20 protein-coding genes and 5 pseudogenes are annotated in these 23,516 nt (G+C 73.2%); 13 read left to right on the forward strand and 12 right to left on the reverse strand.

All coding sequences use genetic code 11. The features are described 5' to 3' along the window. The first annotated feature begins 96 nt into the window (after positions 1-96). The 5 genes and pseudogenes from BM536_RS06790 to BM536_RS06810 all read left to right on the forward strand — a co-directional run bounded on the left by BM536_RS06790 (position 97) and on the right by BM536_RS06810 (position 5,866). A complete protein-coding gene (locus tag BM536_RS06790; protein ID WP_073494301.1) occupies positions 97-774 on the forward strand; it encodes a FadR/GntR family transcriptional regulator in 678 nt (225 codons plus the stop codon). After that, positions 771-2,210 carry an amino acid permease gene (locus tag BM536_RS06795; protein WP_094102667.1) on the forward strand — a complete coding sequence of 480 codons (1,440 nt, stop codon included), beginning with the start codon at positions 771-773 and terminating at the stop codon, positions 2,208-2,210. The genes BM536_RS06790 and BM536_RS06795 overlap by 4 nt, the downstream gene beginning before the upstream one ends. Positions 2,211-2,254: 44 nt before the next feature. Next, positions 2,255-3,269 (forward strand): annotated as a pseudogene (locus BM536_RS06800) (asparaginase). Between the two features lie 198 nt (positions 3,270-3,467). Next, positions 3,468-4,880 (forward strand): aspartate ammonia-lyase, encoded by a 1,413-nt coding sequence (aspA, locus tag BM536_RS06805; protein WP_073494312.1) that lies wholly within the window; start codon positions 3,468-3,470, stop codon positions 4,878-4,880. 47 nt (positions 4,881-4,927) lie between these two features. Further along, positions 4,928-5,866 (forward strand): glutaminase, encoded by a 939-nt coding sequence (locus BM536_RS06810; protein ID WP_073494299.1) that lies wholly within the window; start codon positions 4,928-4,930, stop codon positions 5,864-5,866. Positions 5,867-6,192: 326 nt separating this feature from the next. Here BM536_RS06810 and BM536_RS43885 read toward each other — a convergent pair whose 3' ends face one another. Continuing rightward, positions 6,193-6,321 carry a hypothetical protein gene (locus BM536_RS43885; protein WP_281258544.1) on the reverse strand — a complete coding sequence of 43 codons (129 nt, stop codon included), beginning with the start codon at positions 6,319-6,321 and terminating at the stop codon, positions 6,193-6,195. Positions 6,322-6,511: 190 nt separating this feature from the next. Between BM536_RS43885 and mptB the strand changes: the two genes are divergently transcribed. Then, the gene (gene mptB, locus BM536_RS06815; RefSeq protein WP_094102668.1) at positions 6,512-7,909 is read left to right on the forward strand and encodes a polyprenol phosphomannose-dependent alpha 1,6 mannosyltransferase MptB; all 1,398 of its coding nucleotides are present in this window, start codon (positions 6,512-6,514) and stop codon (positions 7,907-7,909) included. Further along, on the forward strand, positions 7,906-9,291 hold the full coding sequence (locus BM536_RS06820; RefSeq protein WP_094102669.1) for a glycosyltransferase 87 family protein: 1,386 nt from the start codon (positions 7,906-7,908) through the stop codon (positions 9,289-9,291). Before mptB ends, BM536_RS06820 begins: the two co-directional genes overlap by 4 nt. Before the next feature lie 83 nt (positions 9,292-9,374). Here BM536_RS06820 and BM536_RS44275 read toward each other — a convergent pair. The 3 pseudogenes from BM536_RS44275 to rho form a co-directional block, all read right to left on the reverse strand. Next, positions 9,375-9,689: pseudogene (locus BM536_RS44275) on the reverse strand (hypothetical protein); the annotation flags it as partial. Continuing rightward, positions 9,661-10,212, reverse strand: a pseudogene (locus BM536_RS42450) (D-alanyl-D-alanine carboxypeptidase family protein); the annotation flags it as partial. The pseudogenes BM536_RS44275 and BM536_RS42450, both read right to left, overlap by 29 nt. Before the next feature lie 109 nt (positions 10,213-10,321). Beyond that, positions 10,322-11,463 (reverse strand): annotated as a pseudogene (gene rho / locus BM536_RS06830) (transcription termination factor Rho). A gap of 451 nt (positions 11,464-11,914) precedes the next feature. Here rho and BM536_RS06840 point away from each other — a divergent pair. Continuing rightward, a complete protein-coding gene (locus BM536_RS06840) occupies positions 11,915-12,853 on the forward strand; it encodes a hypothetical protein (RefSeq protein WP_245873293.1) in 939 nt (312 codons plus the stop codon). A gap of 62 nt (positions 12,854-12,915) precedes the next feature. Here the strand turns inward: BM536_RS06840 and BM536_RS06845 are convergent, their stop codons facing one another. Continuing rightward, positions 12,916-13,314: a nuclear transport factor 2 family protein gene (locus BM536_RS06845; RefSeq protein WP_073494310.1), complete on the reverse strand. Its 399-nt coding sequence runs from the start codon at positions 13,312-13,314 to the stop codon at positions 12,916-12,918. Positions 13,315-13,385: 71 nt separating this feature from the next. Here BM536_RS06845 and BM536_RS06850 point away from each other — a divergent pair, with 71 nt between their 5' ends. Then, on the forward strand, positions 13,386-13,955 hold the full coding sequence (locus BM536_RS06850; RefSeq protein WP_073494295.1) for a PadR family transcriptional regulator: 570 nt from the start codon (positions 13,386-13,388) through the stop codon (positions 13,953-13,955). A gap of 5 nt (positions 13,956-13,960) precedes the next feature. Continuing rightward, complete coding sequence (locus BM536_RS06855) at positions 13,961-14,686, forward strand: class I SAM-dependent methyltransferase (protein ID WP_094102672.1); 726 nt, start codon at positions 13,961-13,963, stop codon at positions 14,684-14,686. A gap of 105 nt (positions 14,687-14,791) precedes the next feature. On the opposite strand, the gene BM536_RS06860 is transcribed toward BM536_RS06855, so the two are convergent. The 6 genes and pseudogenes from BM536_RS06860 to BM536_RS06885 all read right to left on the reverse strand — a co-directional run bounded on the left by BM536_RS06860 (position 14,792) and on the right by BM536_RS06885 (position 20,080). Then, entirely contained in the window at positions 14,792-15,520 is a 729-nt protein-coding gene (locus tag BM536_RS06860) for a GntR family transcriptional regulator (RefSeq protein WP_073494294.1), read from the reverse strand. A gap of 123 nt (positions 15,521-15,643) precedes the next feature. Continuing rightward, positions 15,644-16,810 carry a serine hydrolase domain-containing protein gene (locus tag BM536_RS06865; RefSeq protein WP_094102673.1) on the reverse strand — a complete coding sequence of 389 codons (1,167 nt, stop codon included), beginning with the start codon at positions 16,808-16,810 and terminating at the stop codon, positions 15,644-15,646. A 101-nt stretch (positions 16,811-16,911) separates the two neighbouring features. Beyond that, entirely contained in the window at positions 16,912-17,880 is a 969-nt protein-coding gene (locus tag BM536_RS06870; protein WP_073494292.1) for an acetylxylan esterase, read from the reverse strand. Positions 17,881-17,990: 110 nt separating this feature from the next. Further along, on the reverse strand, positions 17,991-18,575 hold the full coding sequence (locus tag BM536_RS06875) for an Rv1733c family protein (protein ID WP_094102692.1): 585 nt from the start codon (positions 18,573-18,575) through the stop codon (positions 17,991-17,993). A gap of 152 nt (positions 18,576-18,727) precedes the next feature. Beyond that, positions 18,728-19,482, reverse strand: a pseudogene (locus tag BM536_RS06880) (ferredoxin reductase). After that, positions 19,475-20,080, reverse strand: coding sequence for a sulfite oxidase-like oxidoreductase (locus BM536_RS06885; protein WP_073494290.1), 606 nt, complete (start codon positions 20,078-20,080; stop codon positions 19,475-19,477). Before BM536_RS06885 ends, BM536_RS06880 begins: the two are co-directional and overlap by 8 nt. 199 nt (positions 20,081-20,279) lie before the next feature. Here BM536_RS06885 and BM536_RS06890 point away from each other — a divergent pair, with 199 nt between their 5' ends. Next, entirely contained in the window at positions 20,280-21,212 is a 933-nt protein-coding gene (locus BM536_RS06890) for an NADP-dependent oxidoreductase (protein ID WP_094102674.1), read from the forward strand. Next, a complete protein-coding gene (locus tag BM536_RS06895) occupies positions 21,209-21,922 on the forward strand; it encodes a GNAT family N-acetyltransferase (RefSeq protein ID WP_094102675.1) in 714 nt (237 codons plus the stop codon). The genes BM536_RS06890 and BM536_RS06895 overlap by 4 nt, the downstream gene beginning before the upstream one ends. Before the next feature lie 32 nt (positions 21,923-21,954). Here BM536_RS06895 and BM536_RS06900 read toward each other — a convergent pair whose 3' ends face one another. Continuing rightward, positions 21,955-22,359 (reverse strand): MarR family winged helix-turn-helix transcriptional regulator, encoded by a 405-nt coding sequence (locus BM536_RS06900; protein WP_073494307.1) that lies wholly within the window; start codon positions 22,357-22,359, stop codon positions 21,955-21,957. Positions 22,360-22,671: 312 nt separating this feature from the next. Between BM536_RS06900 and BM536_RS06905 the strand changes: the two genes are divergently transcribed. Next, on the forward strand, positions 22,672-23,487 hold the full coding sequence (locus tag BM536_RS06905; protein ID WP_094102676.1) for a putative protein N(5)-glutamine methyltransferase: 816 nt from the start codon (positions 22,672-22,674) through the stop codon (positions 23,485-23,487). The last annotated feature ends 29 nt before the right edge of the window (positions 23,488-23,516 follow it).

The following is a 23,516-nucleotide window of genomic DNA, read 5'->3' on the forward strand; positions in this document are numbered from 1 at the left end:
CCGCCTTGACAGCGACCGCGGGCCACCCGGAGTATCACTCCCGTGAACCTGTCAGACAGCCAGACAGGTGGCCCGGCGCCCCGTCGCATCAGCGCGATGGAAGCGGTGCTCGCCCACCTCCGCGGCGCCATCGAACACGGCCACTACGCCATCGGGGACAAGCTTCCCTCCGAGGCGGAGCTGTGCCGCACCCTCGAGGTCTCCCGGCCCGTCCTGCGGGAATCCCTGCGCGCCCTCCAGACCATGGGCCTGACGGTCTCCCGAACCGGCAAGGGCACCTTCGTCGTCGCCAACACCGTCGAGGACCCCACCTTCGGCGACTACGCGGCCAGCGACCTGCTCGAGGTGCGCCGCCACATCGAGATCCCGGTCGCCGGGTACGCCGCCGCGCGCCGCACCCCGGAGGACCTGGACCACCTGGCCCACCTCCTGGACCGGATGGAACGCGAGACCGACACGACCGCCTGGGTCGCGATGGACACCCTCTTCCACCTCGCCGTGGCCGAGGCCGCCCAGAACCCGGTCTTCCGCCGGGTCATCGAGGAGATCCGTGACGCGCTGGCGCGTCAGTCGGCCTTCCTCAACGAACTGGGCGGACGGCGCGAGCAGTCCAACCGCGAACACCGGGCCATCGTCGAGGCGCTGATCGACGGCTGCGAGTCCGACGCCGTGGAGGCCATGAGCCACCACCTCGACCGCGTCGAGACGACCCTCACCGACATCGTGCGCCCCCCGCGCACCGAATCCCCCCTGGAAGGCGGACCCGAGGCGTGAGCGAACAGCACCTCAAGGACGAGACCCGCCCCTCGACCCGTCACGTCGACGCCGGAGACGAGGGCTACAGCAAGTCCCTCAAACACCGGCACGTCAACATGATCGCCATCGGCGGCGCCATCGGCACCGGCCTCTTCCTCGGTGCCGGCGGCCGCCTCGCCGACGCCGGCCCCTCCCTCTTCATCGCCTACGCGGTCTGCGGCGTCTTCGCCTTCCTCGTGGTGCGCGCCCTCGGCGAACTCGTCCTGTACCGCCCGTCCTCCGGCGCCTTCGTGTCGTACGCCCGGGAGTTCATGGGGGAGAAGGGCGCCTACACCGCGGGCTGGATGTACTTCCTGAACTGGGCCACCACCGGCATCGCCGACATCACCGCGGTCGCCACCTACACCCACTACTGGGGCATGTTCTCCGACGTACCCCAGTGGGTGATCGCGCTGATCGCCCTGGCCGTGGTCCTCACGGTGAACCTGATCTCGGTGAAGATCTTCGGCGAACTGGAGTTCTGGTTCGCGATCGTCAAGGTCGGCGCGCTCGTGATCTTCATGTGCATCGGCATCTTCCTGCTGGTCACCCAGCACCAGGTCGACGGCACCACCCCCGGCCCGCCCCTGATCAGCGACCACGGCGGCATCTTCCCCAACGGCCTGCTGCCCATGCTGCTGATCGTCCAGGGCGTCGTCTTCGCCTACGCCTCCGTCGAACTGGTCGGCGTCGCCGCCGGGGAGACCGAGAACCCCGAGCAGATCATGCCGAAGGCGATCAACTCGATCATGTGGCGCGTGGGCCTGTTCTACGTCGGTTCGGTCCTCCTGCTGTCGATGCTGCTCCCGTGGAACAAGTACACCTCCGGCGAGAGCCCCTTCGTCACGGTGCTGTCCAACATCGGCGTCCCGGCCGCGGGCGGCGTGATGAACCTCGTCGTGCTCACGGCGGCGATGTCCTCCCTCAACTCGGGCCTCTACTCCACCGGCCGCATCCTGCGCTCCATGGCCGTCAGCGGCTCGGCGCCCCGGTTCACCGGGAGGATGAGCCGCACCCAGGTCCCCTACGGCGGCATCCTGCTCACCAGCGGCGTCTGCGTCCTCGGCGTCGGCCTCAACTTCGTGGTCCCCGCCGACGCCTTCGAGATCGTCCTGAACTTCGCGGCGCTCGGCATCCTCGCCACCTGGGGCATGATCATGATCTGTCACCTGCTGTTCTGGCAGAAGACCCAGAACGGCGATCTGACCCGCCCGAGCTACCGACTGCCGGGCTCCCCGTGGACCGAACTCGTGACGCTGGCCTTCCTCGCCTCCGTCCTGGTCCTGATGTACGCCGACGGCGGCGCCGGACGCACCACCGTGCTCTGTCTGCCGCTGATCGCCGCCGCGCTGGTCGCGGGCTGGTACGCCATCCGCGTCCGCCGCGCGCGCACCTCACCCAAGGCCGACGCGTGACCCCGCCGCCGGCCCCCACCTCACTCACCAGTGGCCAGGCAATGATGTACAGCGGTTCCCTCGCCGACGCCCCCGCGATCCGCGAACCCCTCCACGCCCCCGTCGCCCACCTCGTCCGCGGCGGGGTGACGGAGGGCATCCACTACGGCTCCGTCGTCGTGCTCGGCACGGACGGCGAGGTCGACCTCCAGCTCGGTGACATCGAGGTCGCCTTCTACCCGCGCTCCGCGCTCAAGCCCGTCCAGGCCGTCGCCATGGTGCGCGCCGGGCTCCCGCTCGACGGCGAACTGCTCTCGCTCGCCGCCGCCAGCCACTCCGGCGAGGAACGACACCTCGCCGGACCCGGCGGATCCTCGAACTGGCCGGCGTCACGGAGGACGACCTGCGCAACGTCACGGACCTGCCGTACGACCCGGTCGTCCGCGACACCTGGATACGCGAGGGCCGCCCGCCCTCCCGCCTCGCCCAGAACTGCTCGGGCAAGCACGCGGCGATGCTCTACACCTGCAAGCTCAACGGCTGGTCCCTCGACGGCTACCTCGACCCCGGGCACCCGCTCCAGCAGGCGATCGCCGAGATCGTCGAGGACCTCACCGGGCAGCGGATCGCCCGGGTCACCGTCGACGGGTGCGGCGCGCCCCTCTTCTCCGTCTCCCTCAACGGTCTGGCACGTGCGCCGCTCGCGTCACCACCGCCGTGCCGGGCACCCCCGAGGCGCGGGTCGCGGACGCGATGCGTGAGCACGCCGAGATGGCCTCCGGCTCCGGCCGGGACGTCGCCGCCCTGATGCGAGCCGTCCCCGGACTGCTCGCCAAGGACGGCTTCGAGGGCGTCGAGGTCGCCGCACTCCCCGACGGCCGTGCCGTCGCCGTCAAGATCTCCGACGGAGCGAACCGGGCCCGCGTCCCGGTCACCGCGGCGGCCCTCGTCCGCGCCGGCGTGGACCCCGCCCTCCTGACCCCCTTCGCGGGCGAGCCCCTCCTCGGCGGCGGCGAACCCGTCGGCAGCATCCGCACGGTACGCGCCCTGGACCCGGTCACGGAGCCGGCCTGCGCCTGACGTGCGGCGGGGGGACGCGGGGACGTCGAGCACCGCGGCACCCCCTGTCCGGGTGCCGGTCAGGCGCGCCCGGTGGCCGTCGGTCCGTTCATCCCACGGGGCGGCGCCCGTCGGCTCGGGTGGTCGGCATCCTGTGCCGCCGAGGCGGTCGTCCTCTGCCCGTCCCCACACCTCGCCCTCAGAAAGAGGCAGCACCTCATGACTGTCGTCGTCAGCCGCAGCGAACACGATCTGCTCGGGGACCGGGACGTCCCCGTCGACGCGTACTGGGGCATCCACACCCTGCGCGCCACCGAGAACTTCCCGATCACCGGCACCACGATCTCCGCCTACCCGCACCTGATCGACGCCCTCGCCGCCGTCAAGGAGGCCGCCGCCCTCGCCAACGAGGAACTGGGGCTGCTGGCGCCCGAGAAGGCCGCCGCGATCGTCGCCGCCTGCCGTGAGATCCGGGCCGGCGAGCTGCACGACCAGTTCGTGGTGGACGTGGTGCAGGGCGGCGCGGGCACCTCGACCAACATGAACGCCAACGAGGTCGTCGCCAACCGGGCCCTGGAACTGCTGGGCCACGCCAAGGGCGAGTACCGGTACCTGCACCCCAACGAGGACGTCAATCTCGGTCAGTCGACCAACGACGTCTACCCGACCGCCGTCAAGGTCGCGACCGTCTTCGCGGTGCACGGCCTGCTCAAGGCCATGGCCGTCCTCCAGGACGCCTTCGCCCGCAAGGCCGTCGAGTTCCGCGACGTGCTGAAGATGGGCCGCACCCAGCTCCAGGACGCCGTCCCGATGACCCTCGGCCAGGAGTTCTCCACCTTCGCCGTCATGCTCGACGAGGACCGCAGCCGTCTCGCCGAGGCCGCCGAGCTGATCCACGAGATCAACCTCGGCGCCACGGCGATCGGCACGGGCCTCAACGCGCCGGTCGGCTACGCCGAGTCGGCCCGCCGCCACCTCGCCGAGATCACCGGCCTGCCGCTCGTCACCGCCGTGAACCTCGTCGAGGCGACCCAGGACTGCGGTGCGTTCGTCCAGATGTCCGGCGTGCTCAAGCGGATCGCGGTGAAACTCTCCAAGAGCTGCAACGACCTGCGTCTGCTGTCCTCCGGACCGCGTGCAGGCCTCGGCGAGATCAACCTGCCGCCCGTACAGGCCGGTTCGTCCATCATGCCCGGCAAGGTCAATCCGGTGATCCCGGAGGTCGTCAACCAGGTCGCCTTCGAGGTGATCGGCAACGACGTCACCATCACCATGGCCGCCGAGGCCGGACAGCTCCAGCTCAACGCCTTCGAGCCGATCATCCTGCACTCCCTGTCGGAGTCGATCACCCACCTGCGCGCGGCCTGCCTGACCCTCGCCGAACGCTGCGTGACCGGCATCACCGCCAACACCGAGGTGCTGCGCGCCAGTGTGGAGAACTCCATCGGCCTGGTCACCGCCCTCAACCCGTACATCGGGTACACGGCCGCCACCGACATCGCCAAGGAGGCGCTCGTCACCGGCCGCGGTGTCGCCGAACTCGTCCTGGAGAAGGGCCTGTTGCCCGCCGAGCGGCTCGCCGCCCTGCTCCGCCCCGAGGTCGTCGCGGGCAACGGCTCGCCCCTCGCCTGACCCGTCCCCGACCTGCGACGACGCGCCGGAACCGGCCCGGAGGCACAATGGCGATCATGACAACGACGTCGTCCCTCACGTTCCAGCCGGTCCTGGAGCGCATCGCCGAGGAGATGGCCCGCACCCCCGGCCGCGGCCGGCCCGCCGACTACATCCCGGCGCTCGCCGCCCGCGACGCCCGCAGCTTCGGCATGGCCGTGGCGGAGCTGGACGGCACGGTGTACGGGGTGGGGGACTGGCAGGAGCCGTTCTCGACGCAGTCCATCACCAAGGTCTTCACCCTCGCCCTGGACCTGGCCCGCGAGGGCGACGAACTCTGGGAGCACGTCGGCCGCGAACCCTCCGGCAACCCCTTCAACTCACTGGTCCAGCTGGAGTACGAGAACGGCATCCCCCGCAACCCGTTCATCAACGCGGGCGCGCTCGTGGTCACCGACCGCCTCCAGACCCGTAGCGGAGACGCGGCGGGCGAACTGCGGGACTTCCTGCGGGCCGAGAGCGGCAACGCGGTGCTCGACTTCGACCTGGAGGTGGCCGCCTCGGAGTCCGCGCACGGCGACCGCAACGCCGCCCTCGCCCATTTCATGGCGTCCTACGGCAACATCGACAACCCGGTGCCGACCCTTCTCGACCAGTACTTCCGCCAGTGCTCGATCACCGCCTCCTGCGCGGACCTCGCCCTGGCCACCGGCTTCCTCGCCCGGCACGGCGTCCGCGCCGACGGCACCCGCCTGCTCAGCCGCAGCCAGGCCAAGCAGGTCAACGCCGTCATGCTGACCTGCGGCACCTACGACGCGGCCGGTGAGTTCGCCTACCGCGTGGGCCTGCCCGGCAAGAGCGGCGTGGGCGGCGGCATCATCGCAGTCGTACCGGGCCGCTGCACGCTGTGCGTGTGGAGTCCGGGCCTGGACGAACGCGGGAACTCGGTGACGGGCGTGGCGGCCCTGGAGCGGTTCACGACGCTGACCGGCCTGTCCGTGTTCTGAGCGGTGTTCCGCACGGCCGTGCTCACCAGCCGTGGCACTCGCTGTTGTCGCCGCCCGACCGGCACTGCGACTGAGGGCCGCCGTACCCGTCGAGGGGGCGGGCGGGCGGTTCTCGGAGTACTGCTGGAGCAGCCCGTAGGCCGCGGTGAGCACCAGCAGGATCCCGGCGACGGCCTGGAGACAGGCGGTGACGTACGCCCGCCCCCGGCTCGCGAGGAACGCCGTGCCCAGCACGAGCAGGCCGAGGACGAGGAGGCACACGCCGGCGGGCGTGAAGCTGACGGACGAGTCGTCGTCGGAGCCGAACAGGTCGAATCCGGCCTCGCTCAGCCCCCGGAGACGCCGACCAGCGCGGCCAGGGCGTCCAGCGCGAGCGGGACGAGAGTCACGAGGACGTCCGCCACCGGGTGCGGACGGCCGGACGGAGGGCTGGGAGAGGCCGGGGCCGTCGTCATGCCCCCAGCTTCGCCACCGTACGGCGCCCCGTCCTGCGTACGCGTACTCAACGCTGCCGACTTCATGACGGGCGGGCGCGAACACGCACACGCCGGTCACGCACACGCCGGTCACGCCCAGGCCGCCGCCCGGAGAGGGGCACGTCGCTTTCCGGCCACCCGGCGTTGACACCCTGACGGAGTGTTGGCCATGGCTTCTCCCGCCGATCTCCGCCGCTGTCAGGTCCTGGGCCTGGCCGGCACGGCCTGTCTCGCGCTGGGCGGTGGGACGGCCGGTGCGCTGCCCGCCCGGCAGCTCCTCGCCCCGTCCTCCCCGCACGCCGTACTGGGCCTGGTCGGGGTCTACTTCGGGCTGGTGCTGCTGACCGCGGCCTGGGTGCTGCTGGGCCGGCTGGTGCGCGGCGGCGACCCGCCCACCCCGCGCGCCCTCGTGGCCGTCCTCGCCGTGTGGGCCGCCCCGCTGCTGATCGCACCCCCGCTGTTCAGCCGGGACGTCTACAGCTATCTGGCCCAGGGCGCGATGGTCGACGCGCACATCGACGTCTACGCCCACGGTCCGTCCCGGCTCGGCGGCCCCCTCGCCGACGAGGTCGCGCCGCTGTGGCAGCACACCGGCGCCCCCTACGGCCCGGTGTTCCTCGCCCTCGCCGCCGCCCTGTCGGGCCTGACCCGCGGCGAACTGCCCGCGGGCCTCGTCGGCATGCGCTGCGTCGCGCTGGTCGGGGTCGCGCTGATGGCCGCCGCCCTGCCCCGGCTGGCCCGGCACAGCGGCGCCGACCCGTCCGCCGCGCTGTGGCTGGGCGCCCTCAACCCGCTGGTCCTGCTGCACCTGGTGGCAGGCGCCCACAACGACGCCATCATGCTGGGCCTGCTCGGTGTCGGCCTGGTCGCCGCCCTCGGCGGCCGTCCGGCCCTGGGCGCGGTCCTGATCACCCTCGCCGCCCTCGTCAAGGCACCCGCCGTCCTCGGGCTCGCCGCCGTCCTGGTCCTCCAGCTCCGCGCGGGACGGCATCCGGTGCGAGCCGTGCTGACCACGACGGTGGCGGCGGCCGCCACCACGGTCACCGCGACCACCGTCGCCGGCACCGGCTACGGCTGGATAGGCGCCCTCAGGACCCCGGTCTCCTCGCAGAACTGGGCCCTCACCAGCCTCCTCGGCCGGGCCACCCGCGCCCTGCTGGAGAGGCTCGGCAGCGACCTGGCCCCGCTGGCGGTCCCCGCCTGGCACGCGCTGGGCCTCGCCGGCACCGCCGTGGCCCTGGTCGCCATCTGGTGGCGGCTGCGCCCGCGCCCGGTGTACGCGCTCGGCCTGAGTCTGGCGGCGGTCGCCGCGTTCGGCCCGGCGATCCGCCCCTGGTACGCGCTGTGGGGCCTGTTCCTGATCGCCGCCGCGGCCCCCAGCACCTCGGTACGGCACCGGATGGCGGCCGTGGCCGGCGTCCTCGCCCTCGCCGTCCTCCCCGACGGCGGTCCCGCCGACGCGGGCCGCCTGGTCCTCGCGGTCTCCGGCGGCGCCCTCGCCGTGGTCGTCCTGTGGCAGGCCCGCCTCGCGGCGCGGACCCCGACGGCCCTGGGACGTCCGGCATGAGGCGCCTTCCGGGGCCGGGCACCGACCGCGGGCGCCTCCTGCTGATCCTCGCGCTCGCCGCGGCCGTCACCGTCTTCACCGCGACGGTCCCGCTGCTGCGCGACTGGTTCGACCTGCGCGTCTACCACGGCACCGTCGACTCCTGGGTCCACGACGGCGGCCGGGTCTACGACTACCGGGTGCCGGGCACGCCGTACGGCTTCACCTACCCGCCGTTCGCGGCCGTCGTCATGCTGCCCATGGCCCTGGTCGGGCTGCACACCGCGATCGCGGCGGCCCTGCTGCTCAACCTGACGGCCCTCACGGTCGCCGTCCGCATCCTGACCGGGCCGGGATGGCGCCGCCACGGCTGGTACGGCGTCGCCCTCGCCGCCTGTGCCCTGGCACTGTTCGAGCCGCTGCGGGACACCCTCAGCTTCGGCCAGGTCAACCTCCTGCTGCTCGCCCTCGTGCTGACCGACTGCTCGCTGCTGGCCACCGGCCGGACCCGCTGGGCGGGGATCGGCATCGGGCTCGCGGCGGCGGTCAAGCTGACGCCGGCGCTCTTCATCGGTCTGCTGCTGGTCGCCGGGCGGCGGCGTGCGGCGGCCGTTGCCACCGGGGTCGCCGTGGCGGCGACGGGGTGCGCGGCCCTGGCCGCCCCGGACGCCTCGCGGTTCTACTGGACGCACGCCCTGTGGGACACGACCCGGGTGGGCCGCCTCGACTACGTCTCCAACCAGTCGCTCCAGGGCATCCTGGCGCGGCTGGGCGTGGAGAGCCGTCCCGTCTGGGGGGCGCTGGTGCTGCTGGTGCTGTGCTGCTGGGCATGGCGGTCCCGGCGGGCGGTGGCCGCGGGGAACTGGCCGGCCGCCTTCGCCCTCACCGGTCTGACGGCCTGTCTGGTCAGCCCCATCACCTGGGTGCACCATCTGGTCTGGCTGCTGCCGTCCTTCGCCGTCCTGGTCCGCGCCGGGCACCCGCGCGTGGCGGGCGCCCTGTACGCGGTGCTCTGCACCAGCGTGGTGTGGCTGTGGTTCGACGACGCCTCCGGCGTCGACGGCTTCCTCGGCGGCAACCTCTACACCTGGATCACCCTCGGTCTGTTGCTACGGCTGCCGGTCGGTCAACCGCCCGAGCGGCGTCGGCCCAAGAGCCACAGCACCAGGGCGACGGAGCCACCGCCCAGCACGGCGGCACCCGTGACGACGGCCGCCTCGGACCAGCCGGGCCCGTCGTCCGCCGCGGCGACCGTGTCGGAGACGGTGACCGCGGCGGCGGCCACGGGTGTCGCCTCCGGCCCCGGCCTCGGCCGCGCCCGCAGCGCGTCCAGCGAACCCACGGGGTCGACCCGCCCGGCCGCCCCGAACCCCCAGTCGAGCAGCTCGCGCGCCTCCTCGTAGACGGCGAAGCCGCCGCCGGCCTGGGGGTTGAGCACCGTCACGACTAGGGTGCGGTCGCCCCGCCGGGCGGCGGCCACGAGGGTGTTGCCGGCGGTGCTGGTGTAGCCGTTCTTGATGCCGATCAACCCCGGGTACGGCGCCACCCCGTTCGTCCCGCTGAGCAGACGGTTGGTGTTGACGATGCCGTACGTCCCCCCGTGGCGCCCCGGGAAACGGGCCTCGGCGGTGGCGCAGTACCGGGCGAAGTCCGGGTTGCGCAGCCCGGCCCGTCCGAACACCGCCAGGTCGTAGGCGGAGGACACCTGGCCGGGGGGCGTCGTACCCGTCCGGGGACACCACGCGCGTGTCCAGGGCGCCCAGGGAGCGAGCCTTGGCCTCCATGCGGGCGGCCGTGGCACGCCAGCCGCCGTTGAGCGCGGCGAGTACGCGCACGGCGTCGTTGCCGGAGTTGAGGAACACCCCGTGCCACAGGTCGGAGACGCGGTACGACCGGCCCTCGGCGACTCCCACCAGGCTGCTGCCGGCTCCGATCCCGGTCAGCTCCGCCTCGGAGACCCGGTGCCGGATGCCGCCGGGCAGGACCGGCAGCACCGTGAGGGCGAACAGGGTCTTGAGGGTGCTGGCGGGAGGCAGCTTGCGGTGCGCGTTCGACGCGGCGAGCACCTCGCCGGTGCCGGCGTCGGCCACCAGCCACGACAGTGCGGAGACGGCCGGCACGCCGGGGGCTCCGGGGCGTGGCCGGACCTGCGTACCGGAGCGGTACAGCAGGGCGGGCCGCGGTGCCGTCGCGTGCGGTCCGCCGGCCGGACCGGGGTCCGCCCCGGCCGGTGCGGCGTACAACGCGGGCCCGAGGGCCAGGACGCCCGCCACGCAGAGCACGCAGGCCGACGCGGCGGCCCGAGAAGAGAATCCGATCGTCATATGATCAACGTAAGAATGAAGCGGGCCTTCCCCGCGCTGCCCGTGCCGCAGAGGGGGGCGCGTGCACCCGGATGCCGCAGCGGTCCGGTGACACCCCCGAGGCGAGGGATCAGGCGGCTGGAAGGGTCGGCTGGACGCGGCGGATGAACGTCGCGTTGTCCGGGGTGGCACGCATCCGCTCCAGAAGCGTCTCCAGGTTGGCCTGGCCGTCCCGGGTCCGGAGGGCGCGGCGCAGGCCGCGGGCGGCGGTCAGCTCGCCGGGGGAGAGCAGGAGTTCCTCGCGGCGCGTGCCGGAGGTGTTGATGTCGACGGCCGGGAAGACGCGGCGCGAGGCCGGTTCGCGGTCGAGGCGCAGCTCCATGTTGCCGGTGCCCTTGAGCTCCTCGAAGTAGAAGTCGTCGGCGCGGGAGCCGGTCTCCACCAGTGCGCTGGCGAGGATGGTGAGCGAGCCGCCCTCCTCGGCGGTCCGCGCGGCCCCGAAGAACCGCTTGGGTCCGATGAGCGCGCCGGCGTCGACGCCGCCGCTGAGGGTGCGGCACCTGCGGCGGCTGCGTTGTTGTGGGCCCGGCACAGCCGGGTCAGGGAGTCCAGCAGGATCACGACGTCCTCGCCCGCCTCGACGAGCCGCTTGGCACGTTCGATCACCAGGTCGGCGAGCGCGATGTGCTGCCTGGGAGCCTGGTCGAACGTGGAGGCGTAGACCTCGCCGCGCACCGAGCGCCGCATGTCGGTGACCTCCTCGGGGCGTTCGTCGAGCAGCAGCACCATCAGCCGTGCCTCCGGGTGGTTCCCGGCGACCGCGGCGGCGAGCTGCTGGATGAGGACGGTCTTGCCGGTCTTGGGCGGTGCGACGATCAGCCCGCGCTGGCCCTTGCCGACCGGCGCGAGCAGGTCGACGACCCGTCCGGCGAGCCCGGCCGCCGGGTGTTCGAGGCGGAGCCGCTCGTGCGGATGCAGGGGCGTCAGATCACGGAAGTGGCGGCGGCCCCGCAGCGCGTCGGGCGTACGTCCGTTGACGCGCGCCACGTCGGTCAGGGCACGCCGGCCGTCGCGCAGCCCTTCGACGGAGTCGCCCTTGCGCAGGCCGAACCGGCGGATCAGGGCGGGTGCGACCTGGACGTCGTCGGGGGCGGGCAGGCAGGCGGCGGCGCGCAGATGCCCCTTCCCGTTGCCGTCGATGTCGAGGACACCGGTGACGAGCTGGGCCTGGGGCTGCTGCCGGACAGGGGGGTGTTCGAGCGTGGTGGTCATGGTGGTCGGTCCTTTCGAGGACACAAGGCATTGAGGCATGCGAGGGAAGGGGGTGAATCCGCGAGGGGGAGGGGCGGTGTACGCGCGCCTCCGGCGGTGGGGAAGCAGGACCTCGGACACGGCGGAACCGCTGTTCACGAAATCTCTGCGGAAGAGCCGGCGCCTCGACCGGGATCGGCGGGCGCAACAGCGAACTGGGAGAGGAACCGCACCGGCGCCCCGAAACGAGGGCGTACACAGGTGCTGTGGAGGAGCCTACCACCCACTTCGCCGTCATGGCGAGGGGTGCTGTGCTTCCACTCCCTCAACACCGGGGCGGCCCCAGCTGTTCCGGTGTCGTTCCTCCCCTGGTCCGGACCACAGTGTCATGGGTCGGTGCCAGATGTCCCCAGACCATAACGATCCGGGGCGACAGGGTACTTGACCTCCTACGCTGCACTATCTTCACGGCATGTCCACGCCGCCCAAGCCTCCGCAGGAACCCGAGCAGCCGTCCGGGGCGCCGGCTCCGCCGAGTGCGTATCCGTATCCGAATCCGCAGTCGCCGGGCCCAGGGCCGGCGACGAGTTACCCGCCGCCCGCCGCGCCCGTACCGGGCCAGCAGAGCTTCTACGCCACTCCGACCCTGGTCGGCCAGCCGGGCCAGCCGGGCCAGCCGGGCCAGCCGGGCCAGCCGGGCCAGCCGGGCCAGCCCGCGGCCGGTTATCCGTACGGTCAGCAGGGCCCGTATCCGCCGGTTCCTCCGCCGCCGGGTGGCGGGGGCGGGGCCGGCCGGGCGGTGCTCTGGGTGGTCGTGGGTGCGGTCGTCGCGTCCGCGGCCTGGGCGGCGGGCGTCTTCCTGATCGGGGGCAAGGGCGCCGACGCGGACCTGCGCGGCTACACGGCGCCGGCGAACCTCTGCTCCAGCACGGACTACTCCTCCTTCGAGACGGAGTACCCGGACAACGACGGCTCGCCGACGCACAACGCCCTCAAGGACCCGGCTCTCGACGAGAGTTACTGCAGCATCAACCTGAAGAAGACCGGATCGAGCTACGCCGACGCCTACCTCTCCACCCAGGTCGACCTGCACAGGAAGTCCGACCCCGGGCCGGAGTTCACGGCCATGTGGAAGAACTACGAGGAGAGGTACCCCGGTTACGACGTGGAGACCGTCGAGGGCATCGGCGAAGAGGCCTACCTGGTCAGCGAGGACACCACCAGCGGCTCCACCAGTGGTTCCCTGTACGCGACGCTGGCCGTGCGGGACGGCTGGACGACGTACACGATGAGCTACAGCGCGTACCTGTCCTCCTACGACGACGACGACAAGGACCCGCCGTCGCTCGACGACGTGAAGGACTGGATGAAGGCGGATTCGAAGTCCACGCTGGAGCAGCTCAAGGACTGACGCCCGCGCACGCGTGATGGCCGGCTCACGGGGTTCCCCCGGGGTGCCGGCCACCGGTGTGTTCAACGGGTGCGCGCCTCGGCCTCCTTCGCGATCTGCTCGAACCGCGCCCCCATGGCCTCGGCCAGCGCGTTCGCCCCCGACAGGGGCCGCACCATCACCGTCAGCCGGTCGATGAGCCCGTCCTCGTCGACATGGAGGAAGTCGCAGCCGCTCAGTTCCCGCTCGCCGACCCGCGCGGTGAAGACCAGCGCGTGGTCGCGGCCGTCCGCACCGGCGAGTTCCTGCTCGTACCGGAAGTCCTCGAAGACCTCCGCCACTGCGCGCAGGATCGCCGCGGTGATCGCCTTGCCGGGGTAGGGCTTGAACACGACCGGGCTGGTGAACACCACGTCCTCGGCGAGCAGGGCCTCCACCGCGTCGAGATCGCCGGCCTCGACCGCCTCTCGGAACGCGCGCATCCAGATCACCTCATAATCAATTAGTTGACTAAGTGCGGATGACAATAATCAGCTGCTGTTACCGTGTCCACATGTCGCTCAAGTACGCCGTCCTGGCCGCGCTCCTGGAAGGCGAGGCCTCGGGCTACGAACTGTCCAAGGTCTTCGACATCTCCCTCGCGAACTTCTGGCCCGCGACCCCGCAGCAGCTCTACCGCGAACTGGAGCGCCTCGCGCAGGACGGCCTGATCGAGGCACGGGTCGTGCGGCAGGAACGCCGGCCCGACAAGCGGATGTTCACCCTCACCGAGGCCGGCCGGGCGGATCTGGGCGCCTTCGCCGCCGCACCGCCGCGCCGGCCCACCGCCGTTCGGGACGAACTCCTCATCAAGATCCAGGCGATGGACGGCGTAGGCGTCGACCCCGCGACGGCCCGCGCGCAGATCGAGGAGCGGATGAGCTGGGCGCGCGGCAAGCTCGACCGCTATCTGCGGGTCCGCGAACGCCTCCTCGCCGGGCGCACGGAGGAAGAGTTCCTGCGCGAGGCCGACCGGATCGGCCCCTACCTGACGCTGATGGCCGGCATCGGCTTCGAGGAGGAGAACCTGCGCTGGTGCGAGCGGGTGCTGGCGCACCTCCGGCGGCGCACCGCCGTAGGCTGACGCCGATGTTCAGCCCCGAAGGACCCACGCTGCGCGAACTCGCCGTCCAGGCCCTGTCGTCCGTCGAGCACGGCTACGACCTGCTCGCGCCGAAGTTCGACCACACGCCCTTCCGCACCCCCGATCCCGTCCTCGACGCGGTCATGTCGGCCCTGCGCCGGACGGGCCCCCACGACGACGGCCTCGACCTGTGCTGCGGCACGGGCGCCGGCGTCGACGCGCTGGCCACGCTCTGCCGGAACAGCGTCACCGGGGTCGACTTCAGCGCCGGGATGCTCGACATCGCGCGCGGGCGGGCCCGCCTGCCGGAGCCGCGGGTGTCGTGGGTGCGGGCCGACGCGCGTGCCCTGCCGTTCACGGACGCCTTCGACCTCGTCGTCAGCTTCGGCGCGTTCGGACACTTCCTGCCGGAGGAACTCCCCGGCCTGTTCGCCCAGGTGCACGGGGCGCTGCGGCCCGGCGGCCGGTTCGCGTTCCCGGTGCTCGCGCCGCCCCGGCCGTCGTCCCCCGCGTTCTGGATGCTCCTCGGCTTCGACGCGGTCATGCGGGTGCGCAACGCCGTGTGGCGTCCCCCCTTCGTCATGTACTACCGGGCCTTCCGGCTGGGCGAGGTCCGCCGGGACCTGGAGCGCGCCGGGTTCCGGGTGGACCTGCACGCCCTCCCCGAGTTCGGGACGCGGGGGGACGGAAGTCCACGGGTCCGGATGGTGGAGGCGCGCCGGACGTCCTGAGGAGGGCGGACCGAGGAGGGCGGACCGAGGAGGGCGGACCGAGGAGGGCGTCCCGAGGCGGGCGTCCCGAGGCGGGCGTCCCGAGGTGGGCGGACGTGGTCCGGGTCAGTCGGCCGCCGGCAGGGTGAACGTGTAGACCAGCGCCTCCTGCCGGGTTCCCACCACCAGGTCGGTGATCTCCAGTGGCCGCGCGTACTGGTCGTGCACGTGCCGGGTCACCCGCATCGACGGGGTGTCGTCCGGGCGGGTGATGGAGTCCCGGTGGTGCAGGGTCAGCCCGGCCCGGCGCATCCAGTCGTAGACGCGCCGGAGCTGCGGGGAGCCGGTGGTGTCGGCGCGGTCGCGGTAGCGGGCGAGTTCGTCGACCTCGGCCAGTGCCACCGCCGAGAAGGACGTCACGGCCGTGCGCAGGGGGTGGCCGTCCGCGCCCATCGACTCGTAGCGGTGGACCAGCGTCGGCCGGTGCGGTGCGAGGTCCAGGGCGGTGGCGTGCTCGGGCGGGGGCGGCTCCCAGCTCAGCGTGGTGCGGTCCACCGCGCAGGAGTCGTCCACGGTCCGGGAGCCGACGGGAAAGGCGAGCCAGGCCGGGTCGGCGACCGGTGTTCCCGGCAGGACGGCGTGGCTGCCGCGCCGGTCGGTGGCGACCAGTCCGTCACGCCGCAGCACCTCCAGCGCCTGCCGGACGGTCACCCGGCTGACCCCGAAGTGCTCGGCCAACTGCCGTTCGGCGGGGAGGCGTTCACCGGGCGGGATGGTGCCGTCATGCAGCTCGCCGAGCAACTCCTTCGCTATCCGCCAGTAGAGGGGCTGATCAAGGGGGATGGTGCGGGCCATGCCGCGCGCCTCCTGTGGTGACGTGCCGTGCGGGCTTGTGCACCACCAGATCTAGCATTGGTCTAAACCACCAGGGAAGGGCGGGCGCTGCGAACGGCTGAAACCGGACCGCCCGCCACCCCGTCACAGAGCGCTGTACACGGCCTTCACCAGCGCCATCTTCCGCGGATCGTCCGCGATGTGCGGCCCCATGCGGTTCATCACGTACCCCAGCGACAGCCCGGCCTCCGGGTCGGCGAGACCGCACGAGCCGCCGAAGCCGTCGTGTCCGAAAGCCCGCGGGTTGGGCCCGTAGGAGCCGTTCGGGCCGCTCAGCCACAGGCCGAGCCCGATCTCCGTCTCGTGGGGGAAGCCGGCGCCCAGCACCAGGTCCCGGCAGGCGCCCTGGCCCTCGCGGACCCGCTCGGCCGCCGCCGGGGACAGGACGCGCCGGCCGTCGACGGAACCGCGCCCCGCGAGGGCGCCGTACAGGGCGGCGACCGCCCGCGCCGTGCCGTGGCCGTTGGCGGCCGGGATCTCCGCGGCCCGCCAGGCGGGCGTGTTCGCCTCGACGGCGCCTGCCATCGGGTTGGTCAGGGCAGCGAGGGCCTCGGGCGCCAACTGGGCGAAGACGGCGGCCTGTTCGCTGCTCGACGCGGCCGGTGGATGCACCAGCTCGGCAGCCCGCCCGGCCTCCTTCTCCGGTAGTCCGATGGTGAAGTCGATGCCCAGCGGCCCCGTCACCTCGCGCTCCAGGAAGGCGCCCGGCAGCAGCCCCGAGACGCGCCGCACGACCTCGCCGACCAGGAAGCCGTAGGTGAACGCGTGATAGCCGGACCGGGTGCCCGGCTCCCACCAGGGCTCCGTCGCCGCGAGGCGGGCGGTGGTCAGCTCCCAGTCGTACATCTGCTCGAGCGTGTGCGGCTCGCGCAGCCCCGCCAGTCCGGCGCGGTGCGACAGCAGATGCCGGACGAGGACCCGCTCCTTGCCCGCCGCGGCGAACTCGGGCCAGTAGGCGGCCACCGGGGCGTCGAGGTCGAGCAGGCCCCGGTCAGCCAGGATGTGCGCGCACAGCGCCGTCGGCCCCTTGGACGTCGACCACACGTTGACCAGCGTGTCCCGTTCCCACGCGCGCGTGCGTGCCGCGTCGGCCCAGCCGCCCCAGAGGTCGGCCACGGTCACGCCGTCGACCGTGACGGTCACCGCCGCGCCCAGTTCGCCCCGCTTCCGGAAGTTCTCCTCGAACGTGGCGCGCACCGCCGCGAAACGCTCGTCGCAGTGGCCGTGAACCTCTGGCACGTGCTCGGGCATGGGTCCTCCGTGATCCGCCGGAAGCCCGGACCGCGACCCTGCGGCCCGGGCTCCCCGAACATACCGACTGGTCGGATCAGGGGGAAGGTGCGATCAGGACGTCACGCGTACGACCGCAGCCAGCGCACCTTGGCCGCCTCGTGGTAGGGCCCGCCGCCCTCGTGGTCGTTGAAGTCGTACACCTCGACCGTCCGGTCCTCGTGGCCCCACGCGTTGAAGGCGGCGAACACCGTCGACGGCGGGCACGTCTGGTCCTCCAGGGCCACCGAGAACAGGGCGGGCGCCGAGCCGCGGGACGCGAAGTGCACACCGTCGAAGTAGGACAGGGTGCGCAGCGCGTCCTGCGTGCGGCCGCGGTGCGTCTTGAGGAACAGGCCGATCTCACGGTAGGGGTGACGGTCCGTCAGCGTCGCCGCGCGCGGGAAGTCGCACAGGAAGGGCACGTCCGGCGCGACCGCCACCAGATCCGGCACCAGGCCGCCCACGGCGATCGAGATGCCGCCGCCCTGGCTCGCGCCGAGCGCCACCGTCCGCGCCGCGTCCGTCAGCGGGTGCGAACGGGCCGCCTCGACGGCACGTACCGCGTCCGTGAACACCCGGCGGTAGTAGTAGTTCTCGGGGGCGTCGATGCCCCGGGTCATGAATCCGGGGAACGCGGGTCCCGCGCCCACCGGATCGGCGGTACCCCCACCGCCGCCCCAGGCGCTGCCCTGGCCGCGGGTGTCCATGACGAAGTGCGCGCGGCCCGTGGACGCCCACAGCAGGTGCTCGTGCGGCAGCCCGCGGCCCCCGCCGTAGCCGACGAACTCCACGACCAGCGGCACCGGTTCCGTCGCCGCCGCGGGCAGGGTCAGCCAGGCCTTGACCGGATGGCCGCCGTACCCGGCGAACGTCACGTCGAACACCCGCACGGTCTCCAGCCCCGTGTCGACCGGCTCGAAGCGGGCGTCCAGGTCGTGCTCACGGGCCTCCTGGAGGGTCTTGGACCAGAACGCGTCGAAATCCTCCGGCTCGGCGGATCCGCTGCGGTACTCGTGGAGTTCCTCCAGGGACAGGTCGAACAGGGCCATGAGCAACCGCCTTGTGATGAGTGGCCGTACGGATGATCACACCGTACGTGGGTGGTGGGAGCGCTTACCAGACCCCGGGACCAGGCACGATGCCGTTCCGGCCGCTGCTCTCACGCGCTGCGCCGGCTCCACTCCGGCCCGGTCCGCGCCCACTCCCGGTCCCACTCGGCCAGCCGGTGCCGCAGGGCCACCCGGCGCAGCACCGTGTGCCCGAGCAGTAGCGTGGCCGCCGTGCCGCCCGCCGTGGCCACGCCGAGCGTCAGCGTGTGCTGCCACACCGCCGTGCCGTCGGGCGGCGGCGGGACGCTGCGGCCCCGTGCGTCGAACCACACGTCGACCATGTCTCCCCGGTGCGTGCCGGCGGGCACGAGCGCGGTGGCCCGGTGCGGGGCCTCGCCGGGCTCCGTCCAGCGCACGGCGACCCGGTAGCGGTGTTCCCCGACACCCTCCGCCGTCGGCAGTGTGTCGGGCGGTCGGCCCACGACCTCCGCCCGCACATGGTGCCGCTCGGCCCGTTGCTCGGCGGCCACGGCCACGGCGTCCGCGTGGGCCCACCGGCCGACGAGCGCCCCGGCCAGCGGCGCGCCGATCAGGACGAGTACCGCCACCACCAGCACCGTCCACGCCTCCACGACGTCCGACCGGCGGCGCAGGGGATTGTGCCGCCAGCGCCAGCCACGCAGCCCGGTTCGCATGTCGACCTCCTCGCCGTCACGCGGACGAGTGCCCACAAGGAGCGGATACCCCGTACGGAGGCAATCGTTTCATCTTTCGGGCGAGCCGGACATCTCGGCGGTGGGGCCGGCGGGGGTGAGCCGGCCACAGCGGGCGTCAGCCGACCCTCGCGTCAGCCGAAACGCTCGATCCGGATCCGGTCCACCGGCTGTCCCGCCTCCACCAGCAGCCGCGAGGCGTGCTCGGCGAACCCGTTGGACCCGCACACGTACGCCTCCCAGCCGCCCTCCGGCCGCTGTGCCAGCAGCGGTGCCAGATGGGCGGCCGTGAGCCGGCCCACGGGGGTGCCCTCCGGCGCGCTCCGCGTGAACACGGGGGTCGTCTCCGCGCCGTACTCGCGCGCGTAGATCAGCTCCTCGGGGCCGCGCGCGGACACCAGCAGCCGCAGCGGGACCGTGAGTCGCCGGGCCCGGTGGTGGCGCACCATCGACATCAGCGGTACGACCCCGGAGCCGGCTCCGACCAGCAGCGCGGGCCGGTCGCCCGGCCAGGCGAAGAAGCCGCTCAGCGGACCGCGGACCTCGACCTCGTCGCCGGGCCGCGCCACGGTGTGGAACCAGCCGGACACCTCGCCGCCGTCGACATGGTCCAGGGTCAGCTCGATGTGCCCGGAGCCGTCCGGCGCCGAGCGATCGAGTAGTGCCGCTGGGCGAGGTACCCGTCCGCGGCCCTGAGCCGCAGCATCAGGTGCTGCCCCGGCAGATGCCCTTCCCAGGCGGGCACCGCGAGACGGAAGGTGGCCGCGTGCGGCGTCTCGCGGCGGATCTCGGTGAGGGTGGCCGTCTGCCACACGGACGCCGCCCGGTCGCTGACGGCGATGCGGCCGGGCACCGCGAACCGGGTCGGCGGAGCGAAGGTCTCAGTCACCGGAGTACCTCTGCTCCTCCCAGGGGTTGCCCCGCGCGTGGTACCCGTTCTGCTCCCAGAAACCCGGCTCGTCGTGGTCCAGGAGCCGCAGACCGGAGATCCACTTGGCGCTCTTCCAGAAGTACAGGTGCGGCACCAGCAGCCGCGCCGGGCCGCCGTGCTCGGGGGAGAGCGGCTCACCGCCGTACTCGAAGGCGATCCACGCCCGCCCGCCGGTGAGGTCGGCGAGCGGCAGGTTCGTGGTGTAACCGGTGTGCGAGTAGGCGACGGCGTGGGTCGCGGACGCCTGCGGCCGGACCTCCTCCAGGAACGCGTCCAGTGACACGCCCCCGAACCGCACCCCGAACTTCGACCAGCTGGTGACGCAGTGGATGTCGCCCTCGTACACCGAGGCGGGCAGCGCGTGCGCCTGCTCCCAGGTCCAGGTGCGGGGCGCGTCGACCAGCCCGTCGATCCGCAGGCTCCAGTCGGCGGGCGTGAGGTCGGGCGTGACCTCGGCGGACAGTACGGGCCAGTCGTCGCCCGCGTCGTACTGGCCCGGGGGCAGGCCCGGGTTGTCGACGCGCGGGCGTCCGGTGAAGCCTCGGGTGACGTTCATGGGGTTCCAGCGTGAGGGCGACGGTTGCTTACGCATTCAACCGTACGGGCAAGTCGGCGTTGCTCCGGACCCCGTCCGGCCGCCGATCGTGAAGCGCGTATGAACACCGCGGCGTCCGGGGAATAGCCGCCCCCCGATCCCCCTTGCACGTGTCGTTCCGGACCCGGCGGTCCGGCGGCAGCGAAGGAGAGTGGGAGCAATGCCGAAGGCGTACGTCTTCACGCGGTACGGCGGTCCGGAGACCGAGGCGCTTCTCGACGTGGACCGGCCCCGTCCGGGCCCCGGCCAGGTGCTCGTCGCGGTGCGCGCCGCGGGGGTGAACCCCGTCGACTGGAAGCAGCGCACGGGCTACCGGCGCCCCGGCGAGAGCGGTGAACGCGTCTTCCCCGTCGTCCTGGGCAACGAGGTCGCCGGTGTCGTCGTGGAGACCGGCGCGGACGTCACCGGATTCGCGCCCGGCGACGAGGTGTTCGGCAACGCCGTCGCGGGCGGCTACGCCGAGTACGCGCTGCTCGCCACCGGGCTCACCGCGGCCAAGCCGGCCGCCCTGTCCTTCCGCGACGCCGCGACCCTGCCGGTCGCCGCCGCGACCGCCTACGACGGCGTCCACCAGCTCGGCCTGCCCGCCGGGGCGACGCTGCTGGTCACCGGCGCGGGCGGCGGCGTCGGCGTGGCGGCCGTACAGATCGCCCGCGCGCTCGGGCTGCGGGTCGTCGGTGTGGCGAGCGAGGGCAAGAAGGAACTCCTGGAGTCGCTGGGCGCCGTGCACGTCACCTCCGGGGCGGGCTGGACCGAGCGGGCCCGCCTAGCGGCCCCGGACGGCGTCGACGGCGTCTACGACCTCGTGGGCGGTGAGGTCCTGCACGAGGCCGCCGCCCTGCCCGCCGACCGGGTCCGGCTGATCACCGCGGGTGCCCCGCCCGAGGAGGTGGAGCGGCTCGGCGGCGCCCGCGTGACCCGCGCCCGCACCGCGGAGGTCCTCCGGGCGGTCGCCGACCTCGTCGTGCGCGGCGCACTGGACCCGCACGTCACCCGGACCTACCCGCTGGAGCAGGCGGGCCTGGCCCTGCGCGAGGTCGAGGACGGGCACGCCCGCGGCAAGGTCGTCATCGAGATCGGAACGGCGATATGAGCCGGACCGAGTCCCGGCACGTCCTGGACAACCCCGCCCTCGCCTCCCTCACCGGCCCGCACGCCCGCTTCGCCGAGCGCCGCGGCCGGGTACTGCGTTACCCCGTCGACGTGTCGCCCTGGCTGGCCGTGCCCGACGACCCGGACGCCGGCGACTGGGCGGACCTCGCCGCGCTCGCCGGCCCCGGCGGGGAGGTCCCGCTGCCCGGCTTCCGCGGCGAGGTGCCGGCGGGCTGGGAGATCACGACGCGCATCGAGGGCACGCAGTTCGTCGACGACGGGCTGGCCGCCGCCCCGGACGCGGAGGCGGTCCGTCTCGGTCCCGCCGACGTCCCCGAGATGCTCGCCCTCGTCGCCCGCACCCGGCCCGGCCCCTTCGAGCGCCGCACCATCGAACTGGGCACCTATCTCGGCATCCGCCGCGACGGCGCCCTCGTCGCCATGGCGGGCGAGCGCCTGCACCCGCCGGGCTGGACGGAGATCAGTGCCGTCTGCACCGACCCCGCCGTCCGCGGTCAGGGCCTCGCCACCCGGCTGATCCTCGCCGTCGCCCACGGCATCCGGGAACGCGGCGAGACCCCCTTCCTGCACACCAGCGCCGCCAACACCGGCGCCATCCGCCTGTACGAGTCCCTGGGCTTCCGCCTGCGCCGCAGGACGGCGTTCCTGGCGGCGCGGGCCCCCGAGCGGGACGCGGTGCCGGTGGCCTGACCGCACCGGGGGAGCGGGCTCGGTGGCGGGGCTCAGCCCGCTCCCCGGGCCCCGCTCCCGCCCCACGCGTTGTACCGCACGAGATACTCCGCGAACCGCTCCAGATCCGGCTCCGGCCAAGCGGCGAGCCGCTCGCGGAAGGCCGCGCGGCGGCTCTCGGTGACCTGGGCGAGGATGCCGCGGCCGGCGTCGGTGAGGTGCAGGACCTGGACGCGGTGGTCGGTGGGGTCCTGACGCCGCTCGATCAGGCCGGACCGCTCCAGCGCGGTGACCTGGCGGCTGACGGTGGACTTGTCCAGGGCGTAGTGCGCGGCCAGGTCGGTGGCCCGGCAGCCGCCGCTGTCCTCCAGATGACCGAGCAGCGTGTACGACACCAGGGACAGTTCGGGATGCAGCCGCCCGGCCGAGGCACGGGCGCGGCGGGCGAAGACCGTCATCTCGCGCTGGATCGTCTCCACCGCCTCACGCGCGTCCACCCGGTCTCCCTCGCCTCTCCCTCATCCCCTCGTCCGTCTCGTTGCACAGTACAACTTGGCGCGGGGGTGCGCAGGGGTGGACCGACCGGGGGCCGCCGTGCGGCAGTTGGGATAAGGTGTCCGACGGCCGCGGACGACCCCGGCCGTGAGCGACCGAGGAGGTGGGACCCATTACCGCAGTGTCAGGTCGGGTGCTCTCTCCTCAGGACGGCGCGGACCGCCGCTAGGCGACCGCGGGAGCGCCCTTCGGCTTCCGAAAGGCTCTCGGCTTCCATGCCCCCTCTTCCTTCACCTTCCGCTCCCTCGTCACTCCCGCCGTACCCCTCCCGCGACGCCGTCGTCGTGGCGCTGCGCGCCGCCGGATGCGTCTTCGCCGAGGACGAGGCGGACCTGGTCCTCGCCACCGCCCGCACAGCGGACGAGATCACCGCCATGGTGGAGCGCCGCGTGGCCGGTCTGCCCCTCGAACTCGTCGTCGGCTGGGCCGAGTTCCTCGGTCGGCGCGTCGTCGTCGAACCGGGTGTCTTCGTCCCCCGCCGCCGCACCGAGTTCCTGGTCGGCCAGGCCCTGGCGCAGGCCCCGCACGCGTCCGTCGTCGTGGACCTGTGCTGCGGCTCCGGCGCGGTCGGCGCCGCCCTCGCCTCGGCGCTCGGCGGGGTGGAGCTGCACGCCGCCGACATCGATCCGGTCGCCGTGCGGTGCGCCCGCCGCAATGTCGCCGCCCTGGGCGGGCTCGTCCACGCCGGGGACCTGTTCGCCGCGCTCCCCGGTGAACTGCGCGGCCGTATAGACATCCTGGCGGCGAACGTGCCGTACGTCCCCACCGGCGAGGTCCCCCTGCTGCCCGCGGAGGCCCGCGAGCACGAGCCCCTCACCGCCCTCGACGGCGGCGTCGACGGCCTCGACGTACTGCGCCGGGTCGCCGGTGAGGCGGCCGGCTGGCTCGCGCCCGGCGGCTGCGTGCTCGTCGAGACGAGCGAACGCCAGGCGGCGGACGCCGTGGAGGCCTTCCGGCGGGGCGGCCTCACGGCGCGTCCGGCCGTCGACGAGGAGCTGTACGCCCACGTGGTGATCGGGACCACGCGGTAGCGGTCGGGGCGCGGCGCCGACGCCCTTCG

Source organism: Streptomyces phaeoluteigriseus (assembly GCF_001896135.2).
Classification (GTDB): Bacteria; Actinomycetota; Actinomycetes; order Streptomycetales; family Streptomycetaceae; genus Streptomyces; species Streptomyces phaeoluteigriseus.